20 protein-coding genes are annotated in these 24,184 nt (G+C 62.7%); 14 read left to right on the top strand and 6 right to left on the bottom strand.

Annotated features, from left to right (window positions below; genetic code table 11):
* Positions 1–90 precede the first annotated feature (90 nt).
* The 12 genes from ACP146_RS12880 to ACP146_RS12825 all read left to right on the top strand — a co-directional run bounded on the left by ACP146_RS12880 (position 91) and on the right by ACP146_RS12825 (position 15,882).
* Positions 91–1,764 (top strand): formate--tetrahydrofolate ligase, encoded by a 1,674-nt coding sequence (locus ACP146_RS12880; RefSeq protein ID WP_422367160.1) that lies wholly within the window; start codon positions 91–93, stop codon positions 1,762–1,764.
* Between the two features lie 37 nt (positions 1,765–1,801).
* Positions 1,802–2,662 (top strand): universal stress protein, encoded by an 861-nt coding sequence (locus ACP146_RS12875; protein WP_422367159.1) that lies wholly within the window; start codon positions 1,802–1,804, stop codon positions 2,660–2,662.
* 79 nt (positions 2,663–2,741) lie between these two features.
* Positions 2,742–3,511, top strand: a protein-coding gene (locus ACP146_RS12870) for an IS5 family transposase (RefSeq protein WP_422365355.1) whose coding sequence is annotated in 2 segments (ribosomal slippage) — positions 2,742–3,063 and positions 3,063–3,511 — 771 coding nt in all. Because the reading frame shifts where the segments join, the coding sequence is not laid out codon by codon here.
* Between the two features lie 540 nt (positions 3,512–4,051).
* Complete coding sequence (locus tag ACP146_RS12865) at positions 4,052–5,017, top strand: Bug family tripartite tricarboxylate transporter substrate binding protein (protein ID WP_422367158.1); 966 nt, start codon at positions 4,052–4,054, stop codon at positions 5,015–5,017.
* A gap of 53 nt (positions 5,018–5,070) precedes the next feature.
* Positions 5,071–5,568, top strand: a complete 498-nt coding sequence (locus ACP146_RS12860) for a tripartite tricarboxylate transporter TctB family protein (protein ID WP_422367157.1) — start codon at positions 5,071–5,073, stop codon at positions 5,566–5,568.
* A 91-nt stretch (positions 5,569–5,659) separates the two neighbouring features.
* On the top strand, positions 5,660–7,177 hold the full coding sequence (locus tag ACP146_RS12855; protein ID WP_422367156.1) for a tripartite tricarboxylate transporter permease: 1,518 nt from the start codon (positions 5,660–5,662) through the stop codon (positions 7,175–7,177).
* Positions 7,178–7,352: 175 nt separating this feature from the next.
* Positions 7,353–8,528, top strand: a complete 1,176-nt coding sequence (sucC, locus tag ACP146_RS12850; protein ID WP_422367155.1) for an ADP-forming succinate--CoA ligase subunit beta — start codon at positions 7,353–7,355, stop codon at positions 8,526–8,528.
* Positions 8,528–9,406 (top strand): succinate--CoA ligase subunit alpha, encoded by an 879-nt coding sequence (sucD, locus tag ACP146_RS12845; RefSeq protein WP_422367154.1) that lies wholly within the window; start codon positions 8,528–8,530, stop codon positions 9,404–9,406. Before sucC ends, sucD begins: the two co-directional genes overlap by 1 nt.
* Before the next feature lie 241 nt (positions 9,407–9,647).
* On the top strand, positions 9,648–11,351 hold the full coding sequence (locus tag ACP146_RS12840; protein WP_422367153.1) for an NADH-ubiquinone oxidoreductase-F iron-sulfur binding region domain-containing protein: 1,704 nt from the start codon (positions 9,648–9,650) through the stop codon (positions 11,349–11,351).
* Positions 11,348–14,131: a formate dehydrogenase subunit alpha gene (gene fdhF / locus ACP146_RS12835; RefSeq protein ID WP_422367152.1), complete on the top strand. Its 2,784-nt coding sequence runs from the start codon at positions 11,348–11,350 to the stop codon at positions 14,129–14,131. Before ACP146_RS12840 ends, fdhF begins: the two co-directional genes overlap by 4 nt.
* Before the next feature lie 259 nt (positions 14,132–14,390).
* A complete protein-coding gene (locus tag ACP146_RS12830; protein ID WP_422367151.1) occupies positions 14,391–15,110 on the top strand; it encodes an alanyl-tRNA editing protein in 720 nt (239 codons plus the stop codon).
* A 13-nt stretch (positions 15,111–15,123) separates the two neighbouring features.
* Positions 15,124–15,882 (top strand): SDR family NAD(P)-dependent oxidoreductase, encoded by a 759-nt coding sequence (locus ACP146_RS12825; RefSeq protein ID WP_422367150.1) that lies wholly within the window; start codon positions 15,124–15,126, stop codon positions 15,880–15,882.
* On the opposite strand, the gene ACP146_RS12820 is transcribed toward ACP146_RS12825, so the two are convergent.
* A complete protein-coding gene (locus tag ACP146_RS12820) occupies positions 15,879–16,187 on the bottom strand; it encodes a DUF3349 domain-containing protein (protein ID WP_422367149.1) in 309 nt (102 codons plus the stop codon). The two genes, ACP146_RS12825 and ACP146_RS12820, sit on opposite strands and share 4 nt — an antisense overlap.
* Before the next feature lie 70 nt (positions 16,188–16,257).
* Between ACP146_RS12820 and ACP146_RS12815 the strand changes: the two genes are divergently transcribed.
* Positions 16,258–17,091 carry an AraC family transcriptional regulator gene (locus ACP146_RS12815; RefSeq protein ID WP_422367148.1) on the top strand — a complete coding sequence of 278 codons (834 nt, stop codon included), beginning with the start codon at positions 16,258–16,260 and terminating at the stop codon, positions 17,089–17,091.
* Here ACP146_RS12815 and ACP146_RS12810 read toward each other — a convergent pair.
* From ACP146_RS12810 to ACP146_RS12800, 3 genes are all read right to left on the bottom strand, one after another.
* Positions 17,083–18,192 carry a mandelate racemase/muconate lactonizing enzyme family protein gene (locus tag ACP146_RS12810; RefSeq protein ID WP_422367147.1) on the bottom strand — a complete coding sequence of 370 codons (1,110 nt, stop codon included), beginning with the start codon at positions 18,190–18,192 and terminating at the stop codon, positions 17,083–17,085. The genes ACP146_RS12815 and ACP146_RS12810 overlap by 9 nt on opposite strands.
* 39 nt (positions 18,193–18,231) lie before the next feature.
* A complete protein-coding gene (locus ACP146_RS12805) occupies positions 18,232–19,425 on the bottom strand; it encodes an iron-containing alcohol dehydrogenase (protein WP_422367146.1) in 1,194 nt (397 codons plus the stop codon).
* Between the two features lie 121 nt (positions 19,426–19,546).
* Positions 19,547–20,395 carry a GNAT family N-acetyltransferase gene (locus tag ACP146_RS12800; protein WP_422367145.1) on the bottom strand — a complete coding sequence of 283 codons (849 nt, stop codon included), beginning with the start codon at positions 20,393–20,395 and terminating at the stop codon, positions 19,547–19,549.
* A 141-nt stretch (positions 20,396–20,536) separates the two neighbouring features.
* Here ACP146_RS12800 and ACP146_RS12795 point away from each other — a divergent pair, with 141 nt between their 5' ends.
* Positions 20,537–21,556 carry a histone deacetylase family protein gene (locus ACP146_RS12795; RefSeq protein WP_422367144.1) on the top strand — a complete coding sequence of 340 codons (1,020 nt, stop codon included), beginning with the start codon at positions 20,537–20,539 and terminating at the stop codon, positions 21,554–21,556.
* A 6-nt stretch (positions 21,557–21,562) separates the two neighbouring features.
* Here the strand turns inward: ACP146_RS12795 and ACP146_RS12790 are convergent, their stop codons facing one another.
* A complete protein-coding gene (locus ACP146_RS12790) occupies positions 21,563–22,768 on the bottom strand; it encodes a multidrug effflux MFS transporter (protein WP_422367143.1) in 1,206 nt (401 codons plus the stop codon).
* 140 nt (positions 22,769–22,908) lie between these two features.
* Entirely contained in the window at positions 22,909–24,174 is a 1,266-nt protein-coding gene (locus ACP146_RS12785) for a hypothetical protein (RefSeq protein ID WP_422367142.1), read from the bottom strand.
* Positions 24,175–24,184: the final 10 nt, after the last annotated feature.

The raw sequence follows: 24,184 nt of genomic DNA, 5'->3' as shown, positions 1-24,184 counted from the left end.
ACCGGGAGGCTTTGGGTTTCCGTTCCACAGCGTCACTGCGGGACGGCGGGAAACACAGCAATCAATAGATAACAGGCAGAGAACCAGAAGATGCCCAAGTCCGATATCGAAATCGCCCGCGAAGCCAGCATGAAGCCGATCACCGAGGTCGGCGCCAAGCTCGACATGCCGGCCGACGCGCTTATGCAGTATGGACCGAGCAAGGCGAAGGTCAGCTTCGACTATCTTGAATCGGTCAAGTCCAAGCCGGACGGTAAGCTGATCCTGGTCACCGCGATCTCGCCGACCCCGGCGGGCGAGGGCAAGACCACCACGACGGTGGGTCTGGGCGACGGGCTCAATCGGATCGGCAAGAAGGCGATGATCTGTCTGCGGGAGCCTTCGCTGGGTCCTTGCTTCGGGATGAAGGGCGGCGCCGCCGGCGGCGGCTATGCTCAGGTGGTGCCGATGGAGGACATCAACCTTCACTTTACCGGCGACTTCCACGCCATCACCTCGGCACACAACCTGCTCTCGGCACTGATCGACAACCATATCTACTGGGGCAACGAACTGGGCATCGACGAGCGCCGGGTTTCCTGGCGCCGGGTGCTCGACATGAACGACCGGGCCCTGCGCGACACCGTTACCTCACTGGGCGGGGTCGCCAACGGTTTCCCGCGCCAGACCGGATTCGACATCACCGTGGCCTCGGAGGTCATGGCGATCTTCTGCCTGGCGGATGGCCTGGAAGACCTGCAGAAGCGCCTCGGTGATATCGTGGTGGCCTATACCCGCGAGCGCAAACCGATCTATGCCCGTAACCTGAAGGCAGAGGGCCCGATGACGGTGCTGCTGAAGGACGCGCTGATGCCGAACTTCGTGCAGACGCTGGAGAACAATCCCGCCTTCATTCACGGCGGTCCCTTCGCCAACATCGCCCATGGCTGTAACTCGGTCTCGGCCACGAAGTCGGCGCTGAAGCTGGCCGACTATGTGGTGACCGAGGCTGGTTTTGGCGCCGACCTGGGCGCCGAGAAGTTCTTCGATATCAAATGCCGCAAGGCCGGGCTGAAGCCGGAAGCGGTTGTTATCGTCGCGACGGTACGGGCGCTGAAGATGCACGGCGGCGTGGCCAAGGACTCACTTGGTGACGAGAACGTCGAGGCGGTGAAAAAAGGCCTGGAAAACCTTGGCCGCCACATCGCCAACATCGCCAAATTCGGCGTACCGGCCGTGGTCGGTATCAACCGCTTCATCAAGGACAGCGAGGCGGAGCTGGCGGCGATCCAGGAATTCACCCAGGGTCTCGGCGTCGATGCCGTGGTCTGCGAACACTGGGGCAAGGGCTCGGAAGGGACCGAGGAACTGGCCAACAAGGTCGTCGGGCTCATCGACAGCGGTGCGGCTGCCTTCAAGCCTCTCTACAGCGACGAACTGCCGCTGTTCGAGAAGATCAACACCATCGCACAGCAGATCTACGGCGCCAGCGAAGCGATCGCCGACAAGAAGGTGCGCGATCAGTTGAAGCAGTGGGAGGATGCCGGCTACGGTCACCTGCCGGTCTGCATGGCCAAGACTCAATACAGCTTCTCGACTGACCCGAACCTGCGCGGGGCACCTTCGGGTCACGCCGTGCCGGTGCGCGAAGTGCGGCTGTCCGCCGGTGCCGGCTTCATCGTGGCGATCTGCGGCGAGATCATGACCATGCCCGGTTTGCCGCGGGTTCCCGCCGCCAATTCCATTCATCTCGATCAGGCCGGCCTGATTCAGGGTCTCTTCTAGAGGCCCTGAAACAGGATCGGCGAAAGGAGCATCTGCGATGACCGTTCGTACGATCCTGGTTCCACTGCGTGGTGACGGCAAAGGCGAGGGCGTGCTCGATCACGCCCTCTGCCTTGCCCGCCGCCACCATGCCCATTTAGAAGCGCTGCACTGTCGCCCGCGGCCCGAGGACCTGATCCCCTTCGGCGTCTTCGTTCCGGCCACCCTGCGCAAGGAGATCGTCGCCTCCGCCGGTACCCTGGCGAACGAAGAGGAAAACAAGGTCCGCGAACTCTTCGACCGGTACTGCCGCGAACGGGACATTCCCGAACTGGACGACGGTCCCTGGCCGCGTGACCGGGTTTCGGCCAGTTGGCGGGAGGAAACCGGCAAGCAGGCCCAGGTGATCGGACTGCGGGGCCGGTTGGCCGATCTGATCGCTGTAGCGCAGCCGGACCACGAACAGAACCTCGGCCGCAATACCCTGGAGTCGGCCCTGATGGAAACCGGCAAACTGGTTCTGATGTGTCCGCCGAAACCAGTCGCCTCCGTAGGCGCGCGGGTGGCAATTGCCTGGAACGGCAGCGGCGAATCGGCCCGTGCCGTCACTGCGGCCCTGCCGTTGCTGAACAAGGCCGATTCGGTCACGCTTTTGACCAGGGAAGGCGAGAATCTGCCGGTGTCCGCCGAGGAGGCCAAAGACTACCTTGCCGTCCACGACATCGAGGCCGTCCTGCGCGGCTTCAAAGCGGCCCCATCAGCGGTGGGCCAAGCCCTTCTGGCCGGCGCCAAAGAAATCGACGCCGATTGCCTGCTGATGGGGGCCTATGGCCAGAGTCGGCGGCGCGAACTGGTCATGGGCGGGGTTACCCAGCATGTCGTTGACCACGCGGACATGCCGATCGTGCTGATGCACTAGGTAGTGCACTCATAAATCTATTTTCAAGATCAGCGGTTTGTGATTCTGTGATGGTCTGGTTTGGCGTTCGGAGGAGAGCATGTCACGCTATGATCTTACGGAGCTGGAATGGCGGTTCATCCAACCGATTCTGCCGAACAAGGTGAGGGGTGTGCAGCGGCGCGATGACCGGCAGGTTCTGAATGGCATCTTCTACGTGTTGCGCACCGGCTGTCCGTGGCGCGACCTGCCCGGGCGCTACGGCCCCTATACCACTGTGTACAACCGCTTCCGCCGCTGGACCCGGGCCGGCGTCTGGGACCGGGTCATGGACGCGGTGGTGGATGCTCACAACGGCGATGTGGTGATGATCGACGGCACGTCGGTGCGCGTGCATCACGCCGGGGCCACGCTCAAAAAAACGATCCCCGACGATGCATGGGTCGTTCACGTGGCGGTCTGACCACAAAAATCCACGTTCTGGTCAATGAATGGGGGCTACCGTTGAAGGTCCACCTGACGCCGGGACAGGCCCATGACGGGCCGGTGGCGCCGCTTCTGCTGGGGGACTTGCAACCCGGACAGGCTGTTCTGGCCGACAAGGCATACGACGCCAACCACATTCGAAACCTGATCTGGGAGAAGGGAGCGGAAGCGGTGATCCCCTCCAAATCCGACCGCAAGATACCGATCCCATTCGACCGGGAACTCTATCGTCAACGCAACAAGGTCGAGCGCTTCATCGGCCGTATCAAGAAATCCTTCCGGCGCATCGCAACCCGATACGACAAGACATCACATGCCTTCCTCGCCTTCATCAAAATCGCCGCTGTCAGAATCTGGTGCGAAGCTTATGAGTCCGCTACCTAGCAGGGGATCGGGCCGGGCCAAAGGGTCGGGTAGTCCCCCGGCTTCACCCTCTTTTGTGTATTGCGCGCCCAAGTTGCATATACTTAAGTCGATGATTTTGCAACAATACCGCTAAAGCATGTTCACCCTTAGCTTTCAGGTTGATTTATAATCGTTCTTTTGCGTCTGCGTAATAGGCTGCGTCTCTCGTTCAAATTGCATGCGGTGGTAGGCCTGACAGAACCTTCTAAGAGGCTGTCAAATAACGATTTAGTCGAAGAGAGTAGAAATCCAGTAGAAACATCTGCAATTGTTGCAGTGCGGCACATTTAACGAAATTTCAATTCGGTGATAAGAATAGTGGACCTCGGTTGGCTATGACGGTATTTTGTATACCACATGCCATAGCTGAGGTCCGAAAGGCTGTGGAGATGCAAGAAAAATAACGGGATACGCTGTCAAGCCGACTTTGTGCTGGGTTTTCAACTTAATGGGGAATACCCTCAGGGCCTATCCAAAAACCGGGAGGTTAGGACAATGTACGTTTCAAGAAGAGTGATCATGGGTTGTGCTGTGGTTGCGGGCCTTGGGGCCGCGCTTTCCACTTTCGTAAGCACGGCGGCGCAGGCCTGGGAACCAAAGAAGCCTGTTGAGTTCGTGATCATGGCCGGCCAGGGCGGCGGCGCCGACAAGATGGCGCGTCTGTTGCAGACCGTGATCGAGAAGAACGGTTGGGCGTCCAAGCCCCTGACACCGATCAACAAGCCTGGCGGTTCCGGTGCGGAAGCTTTGATTCATCTGAACGGGAAGGCAAAGTCCGACCCCGATCACACCATCATGGTGACCTTGAACAGCTTCTACACGACACCGCTGCGGCAGCCGAACTTGAAGATCGATATTGCGACCTTCACGCCGATTGCCCGCATGGCGGAAGACACTTTCCTGCTTTGGGTTCACAAAGACTCCGGCATCAAGAACGTTGATGATTTCGTTGCCAAGGCAAAAGCCGCCGGCAGCGATTGGGTCATGGCCGGGACCGGCAAACTGCAGGAAGACCAACTGCTCACCGACTTCCTCAACGCGGCCTACGGCCTGGAGATGAAGTACGTGCCCTACAAGGGCGGTGGCGCTGTGGCCAAGCAGCTGGCCGGTCAGCACGCCAACTCCACGGTGAACAATCCCTCCGAACAGGAAGGTTTCTATAAGGCCGGCGACACCGTGCCGCTGGCGGCTTTCACGACCGAACGCATCAACATCTTCCCCGATGCGCCGACCTTCAAGGAACTGGGCAAGGATTTCGTTTACCTGATGCAGCGTTCCGTCGTCGGTGCGCCGGGCATGAGCGACGAAGCCGCGGCCTATTATCAGGCGCTTTTCCAAAAGGTCTTCGACTCGCCGGAGTGGCAGGACTACCGCAACAAGCGGGCCCTGCAGGGCGCCTTCATGACCGGTGAAGAACTGAAGAGCTATTGGATGGCAGAGCGGGAAAACCACCGCCAGATGTTGGAGCGGATGGGCGCCCTCTAGGCAACGCCATCGGTTCCACAAAAGTCATCCTGGGATAGGGGAGGGCCGCCATCATGCGCCGTGCAGAACTCACGACGGCTATCTTGCTGGCGGCCTTTTCCATCTACCTGATGTGGAAGTCCGCGGAACTTCCCATCGGCTGGCTGCCCGGCGAAGGGCCGGGTGGGGGTGCCTTTCCTTTCTGGCTTGCGGCGATCATGCTGGCGTCCTGCGTCTGGATCGTCATCAACTGGTTCCGCCGCTCCAGCCCGCCGTCGCAGTCCAATCAACCCTTTATGGATCGGGATGCCGTAAAGCGCTTTGCCCTGGTCGGTGGCGGCGTCACCGTGATGATCGGGCTCATCCACATTCTGGGCGTTTTCGGGGCGCTGCCGCTTTTCCTGATCTACTACATACGTTTCCTGGGGCGCCATAGCTGGACGACAACGCTGGCGATCGCGCTTTCCGCCCCGGTCGTGGTGTTTTTCTTCTTCGATGTGGCTCTGAGGGTGATCATGCCGAAAGGCTATCTCGAACCGCTTTTCCTTCCGCTGTACGACATTTTTCTCTAGGCCCGCAGGGGCAAGAGGGCGATTTCCGCTTCTGCCTTCGGGCCGGGGCATGAGGGTCTGACACCAACTTTGAGGTAGAGAGCGAGTCCCCGTGGAGATTCTTCAACACCTGTTCGATGGTTTCCTGATTGCCTTCCAACCCTTGAATCTCGGGTTGGTAGTGCTGGGCGTCGTCGTCGGTCTGTTCATCGGCGCCATGCCGGGTCTGGGCTCCGTGAACGGCGTGGCGATCCTGGTCCCGATGACCTTTCTCGTGCCGCCGACGTCGGCGATCATTTTCCTGGCTGCGATCTACTACGGCGCCATGTATGGCGGGGCTATCTCTTCCATCATGCTGGGCATTCCGGGCGCCTCGACCGCCGTCGCCACCACCTTCGACGGCAGGCCCCTCGCCCTGAAGGGGCTTGCGGACAAAGCCTTGCTGGCGGCCGCCGTCGCTTCTTTTTTCGGTGGCACCCTGTCGGTCATCCTGTTCACCGGCTTCGCACCGCCGCTGGCTTCGGTCGCGCTCAGTTTCGGCGATCCGGAAATCTTCGCCCTTATGCTGCTTGCTTTCGCCACCTTCGTCGGTCTCAGTGGCGATGACATCCCGAAAACCATTTTCTCCATCGCCATCGGCCTGGTTCTCAGCACCGTCGGTTTCGACTTCATAACCGGTGAGCCGCGGCTGCTGCTCTTCAACCTTGACGGCTTCCTGAACCAGATCAACTTCCTGGTCCTGGCAATCGGCATCTACGGCATCGGGGAGATGCTCTGGACCATCGAGGTCAGCCGCGGCAACAGCACGATGTCAAAAGCGGTGATCACCGTGAACCGGATGCTGGGGAACGTGAAGGAGCTCCTGGGCACCTGGAAGATCGCCGTGTCTTCCTCTTTCCTCGGTTACTTTGTCGGAATCCTGCCAGCTGCCGGTGCAACCCCGGGGGCGCTGATGGCCTATGGCGTCGCCAAGATGACGAGCAAGAACGCCGACAACTTCGGCAAGGGTGAGGTGGCGGGCGTGGTCGCGCCGGAAGCGGCCAATAACGCCGCCTCCACCGGTTCCATGCTGCCGATGCTCACCCTGGGCATTCCGGGCTCGCCGACAACGGCGATCCTGTTGGGGGCCATGGTGATATGGGGCATCACTCCGGGCCCGACGCTGTTCGTCGACGAGCCCGAGTTGGTCTGGGGCCTCACCGCCAGTCTCTATGTCGCGAACCTCTTTGCGCTTCTGGCAAACGTCTTCATGATCCCGCTGTTTCTCTGGGTGCTGCGGATGCCTTTCACCATTCTGGCGCCGGTCATCTTCGCGCTCAGCGTGATCGGCGGCTATGCGGCCACACAGCGGTTGTTCGATGTCTGGCTGATGTTGGTCTTCGGCGTGGTCGGCTACCTTCTGCGCAAGCTGGACTATCCGCTGGCGCCGGCGGTCCTGGCTATCGTCCTGGGGCCCATCGCCGAACCGAAGCTGCGGCAATCGCTGATGATTTCCGATGGCGATTTCTCGATCTTCGTGACCCGGCCGATTTCCGGAACGATCACTGTAATCGCGATCATTCTGATCCTGATGCCCCTCTTCAAGCTGATCCGTGACCGGGTGCGTGGCGGTTCAGACAGAGCAGCCTGAGGGCAGCGCTCTTCAGGCCGGGGTTTGGATTTGGGGCAGGGGCCAAGAGAAAGAGATTGCCGTTTGCTGTCTTCTGGTATACCATATACCAGAAGATTGAGCGTTGAAGCACTGAGGCTAGAGAGCGGCCTTAGGCCCTGTTTTTCCATAAGAACGACAAAGGGGCGGGCGGACCATGAACCTTCACGAATACCAGGCAAAAGAGCTGTTGAGCCGCTTTGGCGTGCCTTGTCCCAAGGGCAAGGTGGTGTCGACCGCGGAACAAGCTGTCGCGGCGGCCGAGGCTCTCGGCGGGGCCAGCTGGGCGGTGAAAGCCCAGATCCATGCCGGGCGGCGTCATGACGCCGGCGGGGTCCGCATGGCCTCCAGCAGCGAGGCTGTCGGTACGGCCGCTGAAGCTCTCTTGGGGCAGCGGCTGGTGACGCCGCAAACCGGCGCCCGGGGCAAGCTGGTCCGCAAGGTCTATGTGGAACAAGCGGTCGGCGCCGCCCGCGAAATCTATCTCGCCGCGCTGGTGGACCGCAGCTTGGGGCGGGTATCGCTGATCGCGGCAAAACACGGGGGCAGCGACATAGAAGACCGCATGGCAGCCGCCCCGGAAGCGATGTTGCAGCTAACGGTCGACCCGGCCACGGACCTCGCCGAAGGGACGGCGGCGGAATTCGCTGCCCGGCTTGGGCTCGACGGTGCGGCGCGCGCTCAGGCGGTGGAGATCATGAAAGCGGTCTGCAAGGCTTTTCATGATCTCGACGCCAGTCTTATCGAAATCAATCCGCTGGCCCTCACCAACGACGGCTCTCTGACGGCGCTCGACGTGAAGATGATCCTGGATGACAACGCTTTGTTCCGTCATCAGGATCTGGCGGTGTTGCGCGATGAAGAGGACCTCGATCCGACGGAGTTGGAAGCACAGCGTTTTGCGCTGAACTACGTGCATCTGGACGGCAACATCGGGGTGATGGTGAACGGTGCCGGCCTGGCCCTGGCGACGGTGGATCTTCTGAAACAGCGCGGTGGCGAGCCGGCGGATTTCATGGACATCCGGCCGGAGGCAACCCGCAACCAGGTCGCCGAGGGATTCCGGCTCTTGCTGCGCAACCCGAAGGTTGCCGCGATTCTGGTCAATATCTATGGCGGCGGAATCCTGCGTTGCGACACCGTTGCCGAAGGCATCGCGGCGGCCTGCAAGTCGGAAGGGTTGCGGGTCCCGCTGATTCTTCGGGCGGCGGGCACCAACGGCGAGTTGGCGCGCAAGATCCTGAAGGCTCAGGGTGTGCGGGTCAGCTTTGCGGACACTGTCGGGCAGGCGGCGGACATGGTGACCGCTGCCGCCGGGAAGGAGGCGGCGTAATGGCGATCCTCATCGACAACGACACCAAGGTGATCTGCCAGGGCTTCACCGGAAAACAGGCCAGCTACCACATGGAGCGCGCCATCGCTTACGGCACCAAGGTCGTTGGCGGTGTCGTGCCCGGCAAGGGTGGGCGCAGGCACTTGGGCTTGCCTGTTTTCGACAGGGTTGCCGAGGCGGTGGAGGCGACCGGGGCGACGGCTTCGGCGGTCTTTGTGCCGCCGGCCGCGGCGGCGGATGCGATCATCGAGGCCATAGATGCCGAACTCCCGCTGGTGGTCTGCGTGACTGAACGGATCCCCGTGCTCGACATGGTCAGGGTGAAACACCGCCTTGAGGGTTCCGGAACACGCCTTATCGGGCCGAATTCGCAAGGCATCCTCAGCCCCGGGCGCTGCAAGATTGGGGTCATGCCGGCCCATCTGGAACGGTCGGGGAAGGTCGGCATCGCCTCGCGATCCGCGTCCTTGACCTCCGAGGTGATTGAGCAGATCTCCGCCCAGCGCCTCGGACAGTCGACGGCCATCGGTATCGGTGGTGATCCGGTGCACGGCCTGGGTTTCGTTGACTGCCTGGAACTCTTTTTCCAGGACCCGGACACGGACTGTGTGGTCCTTCTTGGGGAAATCGGCGGCAGCGATGAGGAAGAGGCGGCGTCCTATCTGAAGGCCAACCGGTCCCGCAAACCGGTGGTGGCCTACGTGGCAGGCGTTCACGCGCCGACCGAACGCCGCATGGGCCATGCCGGCACGGTGAACGTCTTCGGTCAGGGGGGCGCGGCCGAGAAGATCGAGGCCCTGCGCGCTGCGGGGGTCACGGTTGCCACCTCGGCCGCCGAGATCGGCCAGACGGTCCGCCAGGCGCTCAGGGCAGCGTGAGGGGGGCAATGGCAGCGCCCTGGGCGAAGGCATTGGAATCCCTGCTGCCTCTGCGCGCCCTCTGCGACCTGCGGATCTGTCTCAAAGTCGTCAAAAACGTCGGTCATAGCCAAGTTTTGGGTGCCGGTAAGGCTACAAATCTCCTTAGTAAATCGGGCCTGAGGGTCTATTGTCGCCCCTGGACAAAAGAGGCCGTTTCAACGGTCCCCGACGTGTTGCTGTAGGATCGGAGACGAGATCGATGCCAGAGGGAACGCCGCGCCCATTTGAGCGGCAGATTCATCCAGGTTCAGGCCGGCGCAAAGCTCCCCTGACCCCCAAAGGCCGGCAGCTCGACCTGGAGGCCTTGTCGGAGGTCCAGGCGTTGCTCGGCGACCGGCCGCGACGCCCTGATCTGCTGATCGAGCATCTGCATCTGATCCAGGACGCGTATGGCCATCTGGCGGCGCGTCATCTGCGCGCGCTCTCGGAAGAGATGAACCTGCCGATGGCGGCTGTTTTCGAGGTCGCCTCCTTCTACGCCCATTTCGACATCGTGCTGGATGGCGAGGCGCCACCGCCGCCGCTGACGATCCGGGTCTGTGACTCGATTACCTGCGAGATGATGGGCGCCCAGGATCTCCTGAAAGACCTGCCCAAAGCCGTCGGCGATCAGGTTCGCGTTGTGCCCGCGCCTTGCATGGGCCGCTGCCACTGCGCCCCGGTGGCCGAGGTCGGCCACCGCCACGTCGACAACGCGACGGTCGAGAACCTGACGGCGGCGGTCGACCAGGACCATCATGCCGAGATTCCCGCCTACAGCGATTTCGACGCCTACGCCGCCGCGGGCGGCTACGCCTTGCTGCGGTCCTGCCTGGCCGGCGAGCGTACCCCGGAGTCCCTGGTTGAGGCCTTGTCCCACTCAGGGCTGCGCGGTCTCGGCGGGGCCGGTTTCCCGACCGGCAAGAAGTGGGAGATCGTGCGCGGTTTCCCCGGCCCGCGGCTGATGACCATCAATGGCGATGAGGGCGAACCCGGCACCTTCAAGGACCGGCATTACCTGGAAAGCGATCCGCACCGTTTCCTGGAAGGAACCCTGGTTGCCGCCTGGGCGGTCGGCTGCGAGCGCTGTTACATCTACATGCGCGACGAGTATCCGGCGGTGCTCGAAGTCCTCCGCCGTGAGATCACCAGGCTGGAGGCGGCGGGCCTGACCAGGCATTGCCCGATCGAGTTGCGGCGCGGCGCCGGGGCTTACATCTGCGGCGAAGAGTCGGCGATGCTGGAATCCATCGAAGGCAAGCGCGGTCTGCCGCGGCACCGCCCGCCCTACATCGCCGAGGTCGGCCTCTTTGGCAAACCGACCCTGAACCAGAATGTCGAGACGATGTACTGGGTGCGCGACATCGTCGAGAAGGGTGCGGACTGGTTCGCGGCGGAGGGCCGCAACGGCGGCAAGGGCCTGCGCTCCTACTCTGTTTCCGGGCGGGTGAAGTCGCCGGGTGTAAAACTGGCCCCGGCCGGCATCACGGTGCAGGAGTTGATCGATGAGTTCTGCGACGGCATGGCCGAGGGTCACAGCTTTCATGCTTATCTGCCCGGCGGGGCTTCCGGCGGTATCCTGCCCGCGGCCATGGGCGACCAGCCTCTGGAGTTCGGGGCCCTGGACAAGTTCGGCTGCTTCGTCGGCTCCCACGCCGTGGTGATCCTCTCGGATAAGGACGACGTGAAGGCGGCGGCCCTGAACCTGATGCGGTTCTTCGAGGACGAGTCCTGCGGCCAGTGCACGCCCTGCCGCAACGGCACTGAGAAAGCCGTGAAGCTGATGGGCGAAAAGTCCTGGGACGTGCCGCTGTTGGAAGAGCTTTGCCAGGTCATGCGCGATGCTTCCATCTGCGGTCTGGGTCAGGCCGCGCCCAATCCTTTGACCTCTGTCCTCAAGTATTTTCCGGAGGAGCTGAAATGACCGCCTTGCCGAAACAGGATGTCGTGCGCTTCACCCTCGATGGCCGGGAGATCGAAGCGGCGCCGGGCGAGACGATCTGGCAGGCCGCCGCCCGCGAGGGTACCAAGCTGCCTCATCTTTGCTATAGCCCGGAGCCGGGCTACCGCGCCGACGGCAACTGCCGCGCCTGTATGGTGGAGATCGAGGGCGAGCGGGTGTTGGCGGCCTCCTGCATCCGCGAGCCGCGCGAAGGCATGGTGGTGACCTCGGCCAGCGAGCGCGCCGAAAAGGCCCGCGCCCTGGTCTTCGAACTGCTGGTCGCCGACCAGCCCAAGCGCGAGACCTCCCACGACCCGGACAGCAAGTTTTGGAACTGGGCATCGGACATCGGCGTGACGGAAAGCCGCTTCCCGGCGCGGGAGACCTGGGCGCCGGACGTCAGTCATCCGGCCATGGCAGTGAATCTGGACGCCTGCATCAACTGCAATCTCTGTGTCCGCGCCTGCCGCGAAGTGCAGGTGAACGATGTCATCGGTATGGCTTTCCGGGGCCATGGCTCCAAGGTGATTTTCGACTTCGACGATCCCATGGGCGAGTCGACCTGCGTTGCCTGCGGGGAATGCGTCCAGGCCTGTCCGACCGGCGCGCTGATGGAGGCCAGCCTGCTTGACGAGAACGGCACCCGGGTGCATTTCGAGGATCGCTCGGTCGACACCCTCTGTCCCTACTGCGGTGTCGGCTGCCAGACCAAGGTGCATGTGAAGGACGACAAGATCCTCTACATCGACGGACGCAACGGGCCGGCCAACCAGAACCGGCTCTGCGTGAAAGGGCGTTTCGGCTGGGACTACATCTACTCGCCGCACCGTCTGACCAAACCGATGATCCGGCGCGAGGATGCCCCAAAGAAGTGGGACGACCAGGTCGATCCGACTAATCCCTGGACCCACTTCCGCGAAGCGACCTGGGAAGAGGCGCTCGACCGCGCAGCCGGTGGTTTGAAGAAGGTTTATGAGGAAAACGGCCCAGCCGGGCTGGCCGGGTTCGGTTCCGCCAAGGGCTCCAACGAGGAAGCCTATCTCTTCCAGAAGCTGATCCGCACCGCCTTCCATACCAACAACGTTGATCACTGCACGCGCCTCTGCCATGCCTCCTCGGTGGCGGCACTAATGGAGGGCATCGGCTCCGGCGCGGTGACTGCGCCTTTCACGGCGGCCAAAGACAGTGACTGCATGATCATCATCGGGGCGCGGCCGACCCAGAACCACCCGGTGGCGGCAACCTTCCTGAAGAACGCCGCCAAGCGCGGCGCCAAGATCGTGGTCATGGATCCACGCGGCCAGCAGATGAATCGCTATGCCTATGCGCACCTGCAATTCAAGCCGGGCCGTGACGTGGCGCTGTTGAACGCGATGATCTACACCATCATCGAAGAGGGGCTGACCGACCAGCAGTATATCCAGGCCCACACCAGCGGTTTCGAAGAACTGAAAACCATGGTGCAGGAGTTTTCACCAGAGGCGATGGAGGAGGTTTGCGGCATTGATGCGGCTACGATCCGCGATGTGGCAAGGCTCTATGCCCGCTCCGAGCGGTCGATCATCTTCTGGGGCATGGGCATTTCCCAGCACGTCCACGGCACCGACAACGCGCGCTGCCTGATCGCATTGACCATGATCACTGGCCAGGTCGGGCGGCCGGGTACCGGCCTGCATCCGCTGCGCGGCCAGAACAACGTGCAGGGCGCCTCCGACGCCGGGCTCATTCCCATGGTCTTCCCGGACTACAGGTCGGTCGAGGCCGAAGATGTCCGCAAGGGTTATGAGGAATTCTGGGGCACCGAGTTGGACCCCAAGCGCGGTCTGACGGTCGTCGAAATCGTCGACGCTGTCATCGCCGGCCAGATCAGGGGCATGTACATCATGGGTGAGAACCCGGCCATGTCCGATCCCGATCAGGCCCATGCGCGTCAGGCCCTGGCGAAACTGGAGCACCTCGTCGTGCAGGATATCTTCCTGACCGAGACCGCCTGGCATGCCGATGTCATCCTGCCGGCCTCGGCCCATGCCGAGAAATGGGGCAGCTTCACCAATACCAACCGCGAGGTTCAGTTGGCGCGGCCCGTCGCCGAACCGCCGGGCGAGGCGCGCCAGGACTGGGAGTTGATCCAGGAGTTAGCGACACGCCTGGGTCTCGACTGGTCCTACAGCCACCCCAAGGATGTCTTCACCGAAATGGTGGAGGTCATGCCCTCGCTGCAGAACATCTCCTGGAATCGCCTGGTCAGCGAGGACGCAGTGACCTATCCGGTCGACGGTCCTGACGTGCCGGGCAACGAGATTCTCTTTGCCGAGGGTTTCCCGACCGGCGACGGCCGGGCGAAGATCGTGCCCGCCGGGCTGGTGCCGCCGGACGAGTTGCCGGACGACGACTATCCCCTGGTGCTGACCACGGGCCGCATGCTGGAACACTGGCATACCGGCGCTATGACCCGCCGGGCTTCGGTGCTCGACAGCCTGGAGCCGGAGGCGGTGGCCAGCCTCAACCCGCGCCAGCTTTCCATAATGGGCCTGCAGGCCGGCGACATGGTGAAGGTCGGCACGCGGCGTGGCGAGATTGCCCTGACCGTGCGCGCCGACCGCGACGTGCCGGAGGGGATGGTCTTCATCCCCTTCTGCTTCAACGAGGCGGCGGCGAACATGCTGACCAATCCGCAGCTCGATCCCTTCGGCAAGATCCCGGAGTTCAAGTTCTGCGCCGCCAAGGTCGAGAAGATCGAGGCTTTCGTCGCGGCGGAATAAGGGCCAAGCGGTGCCGTCGAACCTCACGGCACATCCTTCGAGGCTTCGCTTTGCTCCGCACCTCAGGATGAGGTCGATATTTGCTGCCAAGGCACGACCTCATGCTGAGGAGGGCCGACAGGCCCGTCTCGAAGCATGGGCCACCGGCATTCATCTCAGCATGGAGTTTCTTGCTATGAGCAGCACGGCAAGATTCGCCAATACTGCCTGAGGTCCTTCTGTTTTGCTGGTCTCTTCCGGCAAAGCCTTGGAAGGATCTATGGCTGCTTACCTTTGTCATGACGCCCCGGACCTGCTGACTTTCGAAGCGGGGGTGACCGACAGCCGTCCCGGTGCGGTGGTGCTCGATCGTTCGGCTTTTTACCCCGGTGGCGGCGGACAGCCGCCGGACCAGGGCCGGCTTGTCTGGCAGGATGGTGCGGTACAGGTGACCGGCCTGGAACAGCAGGGCGGTAAGCTCTGGCACCTTCTCTCGGAGCCGCTGGAATTGAGCGGCGCTGTCGAGGCGCAGATCGATCCGGACTTCCGCTTCCTGATGCAGCAACTCCACACCGGCCTGCACATCGTCAATGCGCTGGCCTTTCAGGCCTTCGACGGTGCGCTGGTGACCGGCGCCAACATCTCCGGCGACGGGACGGCGCGCATCGACCTCGATCTGCCTGGCGCCGACAATCAACGGCTGCGGGATATGGCGGCGTCGATGAACGATGTGGTCGATCAGGACCTCACCATCAAAACCTTAAACCTGCCGCTGGCGGAAGCAGCGCAGGAGCGCGGCACCCTCAGGTCCAAGGCCGTGACGCCGCCGCCTCAGTCGGACGGCTCGGTCCGAATTGTCGAAATCGCCGGGCTCGACCGCCAGGCCTGCGGCGGCACCCATCTGGCTTCGACCGGAGAGTCGCGGCATCTGCGTATCCTGAAGGTCGAAAACAAGGGCCGTCACAACAGGCGGGTGAAAATCGGGCTGGCAGAGCTATGAAAGCTGGTGAGCTGTGATCCTTGGGCGTTTTCAGGACAGGCGGGTGCTGGTAACCGGCGGCACCTCGGGGATCGGCCGGGCCACGGCCCTGGCTTTCGCCGAGGCTGGCGCGACAGTCGTCTTTTCCGGGCGCAGTGAAACACGTGGTGCAGAGGTCGTTGCAGCCGGCGACGGACTGCCGGGCAGCCTTTCCTTTATTGCCGCGGATCTGACCGAGGACGAATCAAGCGAGAACCTTATCGAAGAGGCGACGGCGCGCCTGGGCGGCCTCGACATCGCCTTCAACAATGCCGGTTTTCAAGAGCGCCGGGCGCCCTTGGCCGAACAGTCACTGGAAACCTACGACCGGGTCTTCGACACCAATCTGCGGGCGGTCTTTCTCGCCATGCAGGCGGAAATCGGGGTCATGCTGGCAGGCGGCGGTGGAGTCATCGTCAACAACGGATCGGTCAGTGGGGTGCGCAATCCCAACACCGGTCTGGCACTCTACTGCGCCTCCAAGGCGGCACTGCTGTCGCTCACCCGCTCGGCGGCAATGGAGTATGCTGAACAGGCTATCCGCATCAACGCCGTCTCGCCGGGCAGGGTGGAAACCCCGATGATGATGGCTGCCGGTGTCGGCGACCGGGCGGCGGTGGCGGCAACCCTGCCGGCGAAGCGGTTGGGAACGCCGGAAGAGGTGGCCGCTGCGGTGCTTTGGCTGGCATCGGAAGAGGCCAGTTTTGTGTTTGGCCACAACCTTTGTATCGACGGCGGCTTTCTTGCGGCCTAATCCATGCATTCTGCAAGCCAAGCCTTATAACCATGCGGGTCTAGATGTCTGCGTACCTTTTCTACGGACGCTCTATCAGGTTGATGATTTTTGGAGAGCGCGGTCAGAACATCATTGTATCCGGCATTTTGCCGGCAATAGCCGAGGTCTTCGACGACTCCCGCGACCGTCCTTTGACTCATTTCTGCTGCCAAGATTGCGACCAAAGCCAAGTAATCATCCTGGGATGGGCCCTCTGGAAAGGCTTTCAAAAGCATCTTGTAGGTTGATTGCAGGTGGTTTGGAACGTCACTAAGGTCCTTCATCGCTGTCTTTCAGGCTTGGTGAGGGTGCTTGAATTGGCATTGACTTTTAATTGGAGTCAAACTGCTCACGATGGGAAGAGGTATACCACACAATCGTTGCCAGCTCTGGGGCGATGCCGCTGTTCCGGGGATGTTGCTGATGCATGCCGATTTCACCAATCACGAGTTTGCCCCGCATGTACATGACGAACTGGTGATCGCCGTGACGGAGCGCGGCGGGGCCGTCTTCGACTCCAGAGGCATCTCAGACCAGGCCGAAGAAGGCTCGGTGCTGGTCTTCAATCCCGGAGAGCCCCATGCCGGACGCCTGGGGCGCAGCGGCCGCTGGCGCTACCGCGCCTTCTATCTGGATCAGCAGGCGCTGACCCGGGTTGCCGAAGACCTGGAGATGGCTGGTGACGCCGGCTCTGCCTTTGTGACCAACAAGCTGCACGATCCGACGCTTTTTGCCACGCTTCACGACCTGCATGCGGCGTCCCAAAGCGACGGCTCGCTTCTGGCCCGTGAGTCCACGCTGCTTACTGGGATGTCCCGGCTCTATCGCCGTCATGGCAGCCCGCGACCCAAGGACCGGCGCGTTGGCAGCGAAGGCAGCCGCATCGACCGTGTCGCGGAGTTTCTTCAGGCACAGTTTGCCGAATCTGTCAGTCTGGCTCAGCTTGCCGATTTGGCAGAGATGAGCGCCTTTCATCTGGTGCGCAGCTTCAAGAAGGAAAAGGGCTTGCCGCCCCATGTGTTCCTCACCCAGATCCGTCTCCAACAGGCACGCCGTCTATTGACGGAGGGCCAGGGGCTGGCCGAGACCGCTGCGGCTGTCGGTTTCTACGACCAGTCGGCGCTCAATCGCCACTTCAAGCGGGTTTACGGCGTGACGCCGGGGCAGTTCGCCAGGGCCTTAGCTTAGGCGCGTTGCCGCCAGCCGGTCTTCGTCCAGGGCGACGCCGAGGCCGGGTTCCTCGCCCAGCACCAGCCAGCCGTTTTCGTGATCGAAAGGCTGATCCATCAGGTAATCGCGGCGCTCCAGGCTCCATTCCGGCGGATCGTAAGGGAACTCGATGAAGGGGGCCTCGCCGATGCCCGCAGTGAGATGGGTGTTGGCCACGACGCCGAAGCCGTTGGACCAGGTGTGGGGGGTGAAGACCAGACCGAACTCGCGAGCCATGACCGCGATGCGGCGCAGGCCCGTGATGCCGCCAACCAGGGCGCAGTCCGGCTGCACCACGTCCAGACAGCCTTCGGCAATGAGGTCCCGGAACTCATAAAGCTCGCGGGTCATCTCGCCGCCGGCGATGCGGACGTCGACCCGGTCGCGCAGGCGCCGCATCCCGTCGCGGTCGGACCGGTGCAGCGGCTCCTCCATCCAGAAGACACCCAGCCGTTCCAACTCCCGCGCCACCGTGACCGCGTCCTTCAGCGACCAGGGCGCTTCGGTATCCCAGGGCATGCGCCAGCCCTGGTTGCAGTCGACCATCAGTTCGAGCCGCTGGCCGACCCTTTCGCGCACCGCCTCCAGGGCCCTGATGTCGTCGCGCCAGTCGCCGCGGTGGAAGCGGATTTTCATGGCGGCAAAGCCGGCCTCGGCGAAACGCTCGGCCGTTTCCGCCAAGGCGCCGGGATCGCGCAACACGCCGGAGGACGCATAGGCGCGGACCCGCTCTGAACGCCCGCCCAGAAGCCGCCAGACCGGCTCCCCCATGATCTTGCCGGTCAGGTCCCAGAGTGCCAGATCCAGCGGCCAGCAGCGGCCGTAGTGAAACTGGATATGCGACAGCACCTCATAGTGACGCTCCAGATGCCGGGGGTCCTGGCCGATGAAGAGATCCTCGTGTCCCTCAAGGCCCAGCATCAGGTCGCCGGAACCGAAACCGACGCGGCCTTCGCTGTCGGTGACCCGTACCACGGTGACGTCGAAGTGTTGCCGCGGGCGGCCGTCCCAGGAGGCGACGAAAGGCGGGTCCAGCGGCAGCCGGTGGTGGGTAATGTCGATCTTCTCGATGAGGCTCATGTCTCTGTGCTTTCGGACTCTGTGCTTTGGGATCGCTGTTCAGGCGAGGGCCAAGGTGGCGGTGGCGAAGCTGTCGATATCGTCTTCGCCCACTGTCCGCGCTGTTGCCGCCCGCATGGGCTGGTTCTCCTCGCGGCGCATCTCCCCGGCGAGATCCTCAGCGGTGAAACCCGCAAAGGCATCGGGGAGTCGGCGCTCAACGCCGCAGCGGGTCATCAGCGCCGAGAACCAGCCGGGCAGCTCATCGGCGCCCGCCAGTCCACAGGCCTTCGCGGCGGCGGTGAAGGCTCTTTGTTCGGGCCCGGCTTCACCTTCCACCGACCAGCCAAGGGTCAACTCCAGCGCCAGGGCGGTGGCCAGCCCATGATGGATGGGCGCCAGGGCGGCCAGGGCATGGGAAATATTGTGGGCGATCGCCGTACCGCAGTTGTCGATGCCGATCCCGGCATAGGCCGAGCCCAGCAGCATGGCGCCCCGGGCCTCGACATCGCCGGGCTGTTCGACGGCGGTGGCAAGCGCCCCCGCGATCAAACCCAGGGCTTGGTGGCAGACCGGTGCGGCGCCGGCATGACTGTGCCGGTTGGTGCAGGCCTCCAGGGCATGAACGAAGGCATCCAGGCCGGTCCAGGCCGTCAGATGGGGCGGCAGGGAAAGGGTCAGCAGGGGATCCAGGATCACCCGCGCCGGTTTGGTTTCCTGACCCCAGATCCAGACTTTCTTGCCTTCGGCGTTGGAGAAAATGTTGGTGGCTGAAAGTTCCGATCCGGTACCCGCCGTGGTGGGTATGCAGATTTTCGGCAGGCTCGTTGCAGGCAGCGGGCGGGCGCCCAGGGCATAGGTCATTGCATCGGGTTCATCGGCGGCGATGCAGCCGGCGAGCTTGCCGATGTCGAGGGCGGAGCCGCCGCCAAGACAGATGACGGCATCGGCCCGCAGCCTGCGGGCGGCTTCGGCCGCCGCATCGATCTGAGCGGCCTTGGGCTCTCCGGCGATATCGGCGAAGAGTTCGGTGACCGCACCGGCTGTTTCCAGGCTGCCGCTCAGGGGGGCTACCATGCCAAGCTCGACCAATGCCGCGTCGGCGACCAGCAGCACCCGCCGCCCGTTGGAAACGGCCTTCACGTCCTCCGCCAGACTTTCACTGCGGCCGGGGCCGAAATGAATCGCTGGCACGGCGTTGAGGGCGAAAGGGGTCGTTTTCGCTTGATCGGCGGTCGGCGCCAACAGGGTCATAGGCTTACGCTCATCAGGTCGTCACAGAAGGTAGAAACCGGATTGCGGCCTTACCGCACCTTGCGGGTGACGGCAAGTCAATCCGCGCTCACAGGTCACCCCGGATGCGCCAGGCAGGCTTTCAACCAAGCTCGAAAGTGGTGATGCCGAAGATCTGCTGCAGCGGCAGTGCCGGGGCAGCGCCCCGGTACATCCGGGCGGTCTCGAACACCGGTTGCAGGCCGTAGCGTTCGGCCAGGCTGATCGCTTCCCGGTTCGGCTCGGGCGGGTCAAGATAGATCGGCGTATTTCCGGCCCCGGCGGCGAGTGCACGGAACAGCAGGTCGGCGTCCTCCGGACTTTCCGCGAAGAGCGGACCGATCTTGTAGCCTTCACGGCAGCGGCGCAGCACCCCGTAACCGGCGACACCATCTTCGTCGATCACGACGAAACCTCGACGGCTTTCGCCTGCTCTCAGCCAGCACTTCAGGAAGGCCTCGCGGGGCCCCGGGAAGAAGGGACGATCATAGGCCAGGATTGCTGCGATTTGCCCCGGCGCTATGGGCCGCAACCGCGGGTCCTCAGGCGCTTCGCAGGCGACAGTGCCGCCGTAGCGCACATTGCGGTGCGCCAGTACGAAACCCTCTTTCCTGTAGTTGGATTGCTGGTCGACGACGCCGTCCAGGCCGACGCAGCGTCCGTCCAGGCGTTGCAGCCCGGCCTGCCAGAGGCGGTAACCGAGCCCCTGGCCGCGAACCGCCGGATTGCAGATATAGAACCCCAGGAAGCCGTAGTCTGCCCCGTAAGCGACCACCGAAATGGAAGCGGCCGGGCGGCCGTCTTTGAAAGCCATGAGGAAGCCCTCGGGATCGCTTGCGTGGAAGCAATCGCCGTCGGCCAAGCCCGGATTCCAGCCCTCGTCAGCGGCCCAGCCAATGGCGATTTCCAGCTCGGCGCGGGACATCGTCCGGATTTCAATGTCGTCCTGCATGGCTTTTCCTCGGGCTTCCCGCAATGACGCGGCGGTACTGTTTCGGCTTGACGGGTCGTTGGCCGGGCGAACACAGTCTTTGCCATCAAGGGGGACAATACCGCAAGTCAAAGGGGTGGCAGCGGTAAAGGGGGCAGTTTCATGAAGGCTTATTACGATCCGCAGCACGAGAACCATCACCCCAGGTTTTTCCTGGTCCGCGGCGAGCGCCGCGACAGCACCGAGGTGCCGGAGCGCGCAACCCGGCTGCACAAGGCGCTGGAGGTGGCCGGGCATGAGATCCTGATGCCCCGCCGCTTTGGGCGTGATCCAGTGGCGGCGGTGCACAGCGCGGATTACCTGCGTTTTCTGGAAGAGGCGCCGGCGGCCTGGGCGGCTTTCGCGGGCTCTTCCCCCGAGGTGATCCCGAACGTCCATCCGAACCGCCATGAAGCCGGTGGTTACCCTGAAAGCATCGTCGGAAAGGCCGGTTGGCATATGGCGGACACGGCCTGTCCGATCGGCCCCAAGACCTTTGAGGTGGCCCTGGCGGCTGCCGATGTGGCTTTGACCGCAGCCGATGCGGTTCTAGGCGGCGAACGTGCCGCCTACGCTCTTTGCCGGCCGCCGGGGCATCATGCCTTTGCCGACATGGCCGGCGGTTTCTGCTTCCTGAACAACACCGCCATCGCCGCCCAGTATCTCCGCAAACACATGGGGCCGGTCGCCGTCCTGGACGTGGACGTTCACCACGGCAACGGGACCCAGGGGATTTTCTGGCAGCGCGGGGACGTGCTGACGGTCTCGGTGCACGCCGATCCGAACCATCTCTATCCGTTTTTCTGGGGCCATGCGGGCGAGCGTGGCGGCGGGGAGGGCGAGGGGGCAAACCTCAATCTGCCGTTGCCCCTTGGTGCTGGCGATGAAGACTTCCTGACGGCGCTGGAAGTCGCCGCGGAAGCCCTGCGGGCCTTTAAGCCGAAGGTTCTGGTCGTGGCCCTGGGGCTCGATGCATCAGAGCAAGACCCTTTTAATGGGTTAAAGGTTACCACCGGCGGTTTCGCGCGCATCGGCGCTGCCATCGACAGCCTGGGTTTACCGACCGTACTGGTGCAGGAGGGCGGCTATCTTTCTCCGGCGTTGGGCCCGAACCTGACAGCGGTCCTGGGTGCTTTCGACTGAGACGGCTTAGATCTCGCCGGCGTTGCTGCGTTTTGCAGCGAGGATTAGGGCTAGCGCTACCAAGCCGGCGAAAATGAAGCCGAGAGTCAAAGGGAAGACCGTCTGGTCGTAGAAGCGCCCGACGGCAACGCCCAGGATCACCGCCACCAGGCTTGAGACTGAGGCGATGATCGAAGCGCCCAGTCCGGCGACGCGGCCCAGGGACTCCATGGCCATGGCATTTACGTTGCCGAACAGCAGGCCGATGAAAGAGAACATCAGGAAGCAGAGAGCCATGAAGGCCGGGAAGGGTGGCACGCCGTCGTATTGAATGGCGACGAGCAGCAGCGCAGAGGCGCAGGCGACCATGCTGACCAGAGAGATGACGGAGAGTCGGTGCATGCCATAGCGCATGACAAGTTGGCTGTTCAGATAAGAAGTGAGGCCGAGGCCTGACGCGAGAATAGCGAAGTAAAGGACGAAGAGTTCGCCAACACCGTAGAGATCCAGAAACATCGCCTGTGATGTGCTGAGGTAAAGCAGCAGAGCCCCGAACATCAGGCCGGCAGCGAAGGTATAGGCCATGACCTTGGCGTGGCGAAAAATCAGTGCGGCGTTGCTCAGAATGGGCCCCAGGGAAAAGCGGATGCGCCGCTCCGGTGGCAGCGTCTCGGGTTGCCGCAGGCTAAGCCAGAGAGCGACAATCGCCGCCAGGACAAGAAACAGAATGAAGACGGCGCGCCAGTCGGCGACCAGCAGTACCGCTTGGCCCAGGGCCGGGGCGAGCATGGGCACGAGGATGAAGATCATGAAGATGAAGGACATGATCCGTGCCATGGCCCGGCCCTCGTAGAGGTCGCGGATCAGGGCGCGGGAGGCGATCTTGGGGCCGGCCGCGCCGATGCCCTGAATGATCCGCCCGATCAGCACCTGCTCAAGCGAGTCGGCCAGCATGGCGATCACCGTTCCCAGCCCGTAGATCAGCAGGCCGATCAGGATCGCCCGCTTGCGGCCATAGGCGTCCGAAAGCGGGCCGAAGAAGATCTCGCCGAAGACCATGCCCAGGATAAACAGCGTGACGATCAGTTGGGTGTCTCTGGCATCAGCAACCGCCAAGGCATCGCCCACCGCGCGCAGGGCGGGCAGCATCGCGTCGATGCTGAGCGCGGTCAGGGCGGTAACCAGCGAAAACAGCGCCACGAACTCTGCCGTGCGCAGGGGCTTTTTGGGCATCCCGGGACGATGGCGGTTATTGAGGATAGCGGCGAAACGAGGAGGAATAGTGACAGGTTCGGGCGATCTTGCCACGCGAGAAGTCGCGCCCCGGACAACGAAAAAGCCCCGCGCTTGGCGGGGCTTCTCATTGATCTGGGCTAATTGACGGGTGCCCGTTGAGGCCTCGGCTTGGCCGGTATCGTATTCAGCCTCAGCTTGGGAATAACCGCCGGTTTGGCTTGGTTGCCGCCTTGCTGATAGCCGCCCTTCTGGCCGGTGTTGGCGCCGCCCAGAACCGGGTTCATCACCGGTGTACAGCGGTGTTTCCACAGCGCCGCGTCCATCTGCTGGTAGTGGGCCGGCCAGAACTGTTCATCTTCGCCCTTGCCACGCACATAGACCTTCAGATTGTGGTGCTTGGTCTGATTCAGTTGGTGCTGCGGCGGCTTCGGCACCGCGATCTCGAAGTCGTGGGACTGTTTGCCGTCTTTCGAATCGAAGGCGATCTTCGGCGAGTCGTAGATCGTCTGACCGCCATCGTTCACGCGGATGCGGATCTCGCCCCTGCCCTGACCGATGTAGTCCACCCGGATCGTGGCTTCATCCGGGCAGCCCCCGACGTAGTGTGGCATGTCGGGCTGGAAGGTCATCGATGTGATCTTGAAGGGTTGATCCCCGACCTGGAACTGACCGGGCTGCTGGCCGCCGATCTTCGGGCTCAGCACCGGTGTATTCTTGACTTCGGGGTCGCCCTCGTAACGGATGGTGAGCGCCATCATGACGGTCCTGTAGCCGGCCTTAGCAACACCCGGAGACCTTTTGCACCAGCCCGCCAGCGTGATCGGGCGCTGGACAGTGAAGAATTGCTCCTTCTGATAGAAAGATGCCTTGCTCTTACCTTCGCCGAGATGCGTTTGCAGCTTCTTATTCAGCTCCGCAACCGGATCGAAGCGAACTGCGGGGGAGCCTTGCTTGATCTGCGCGAGGGGGATGGAGAAGGGGATGTCTTCGTTGGCCTCAGTCACCCATCCATTAAGGTTCCCCGTCCACAAGATGAAACCAGGGAAAGCCGCGCCGTCTTCGTAGAGAGCGGTGGTGGCATTGATCTGATCGTTCACCAGATTCACCGGGCCGAAATAGGCGCGGGCTTTATGGGATGTGATTTTCTTGTCCTTGCTGCACTTAATATGGCCGAACAGATCCAGCTCCAGCGTGTTGCTCTTGGGCTGAATGTTGACGGCGTTCAAATCCTTGTTGGCTGAGGTGTTCTGCAGCACGACGTCGATATGAATACCTTCGGCGCGTGAGAGCTGAATACTGTCGACATACTCGGAATACTGGGCTTGTGCCAGTACCGGGCCTGAGAAGGCGAGGCCTGCTGCCAGAGCGCCGACGCTAAAGCATAGAGTTTTAAACGGGTACATTTGGGAAACT

It is taken from the genome of Pelagibius sp. (assembly GCF_965249265.1).
Classification (GTDB): Bacteria; Pseudomonadota; Alphaproteobacteria; order Kiloniellales; family Kiloniellaceae; genus Pelagibius.
The sequence above is the reverse complement of the archived record's forward strand: the minus strand, read 5'-3'. Positions and strand labels throughout refer to the sequence as shown.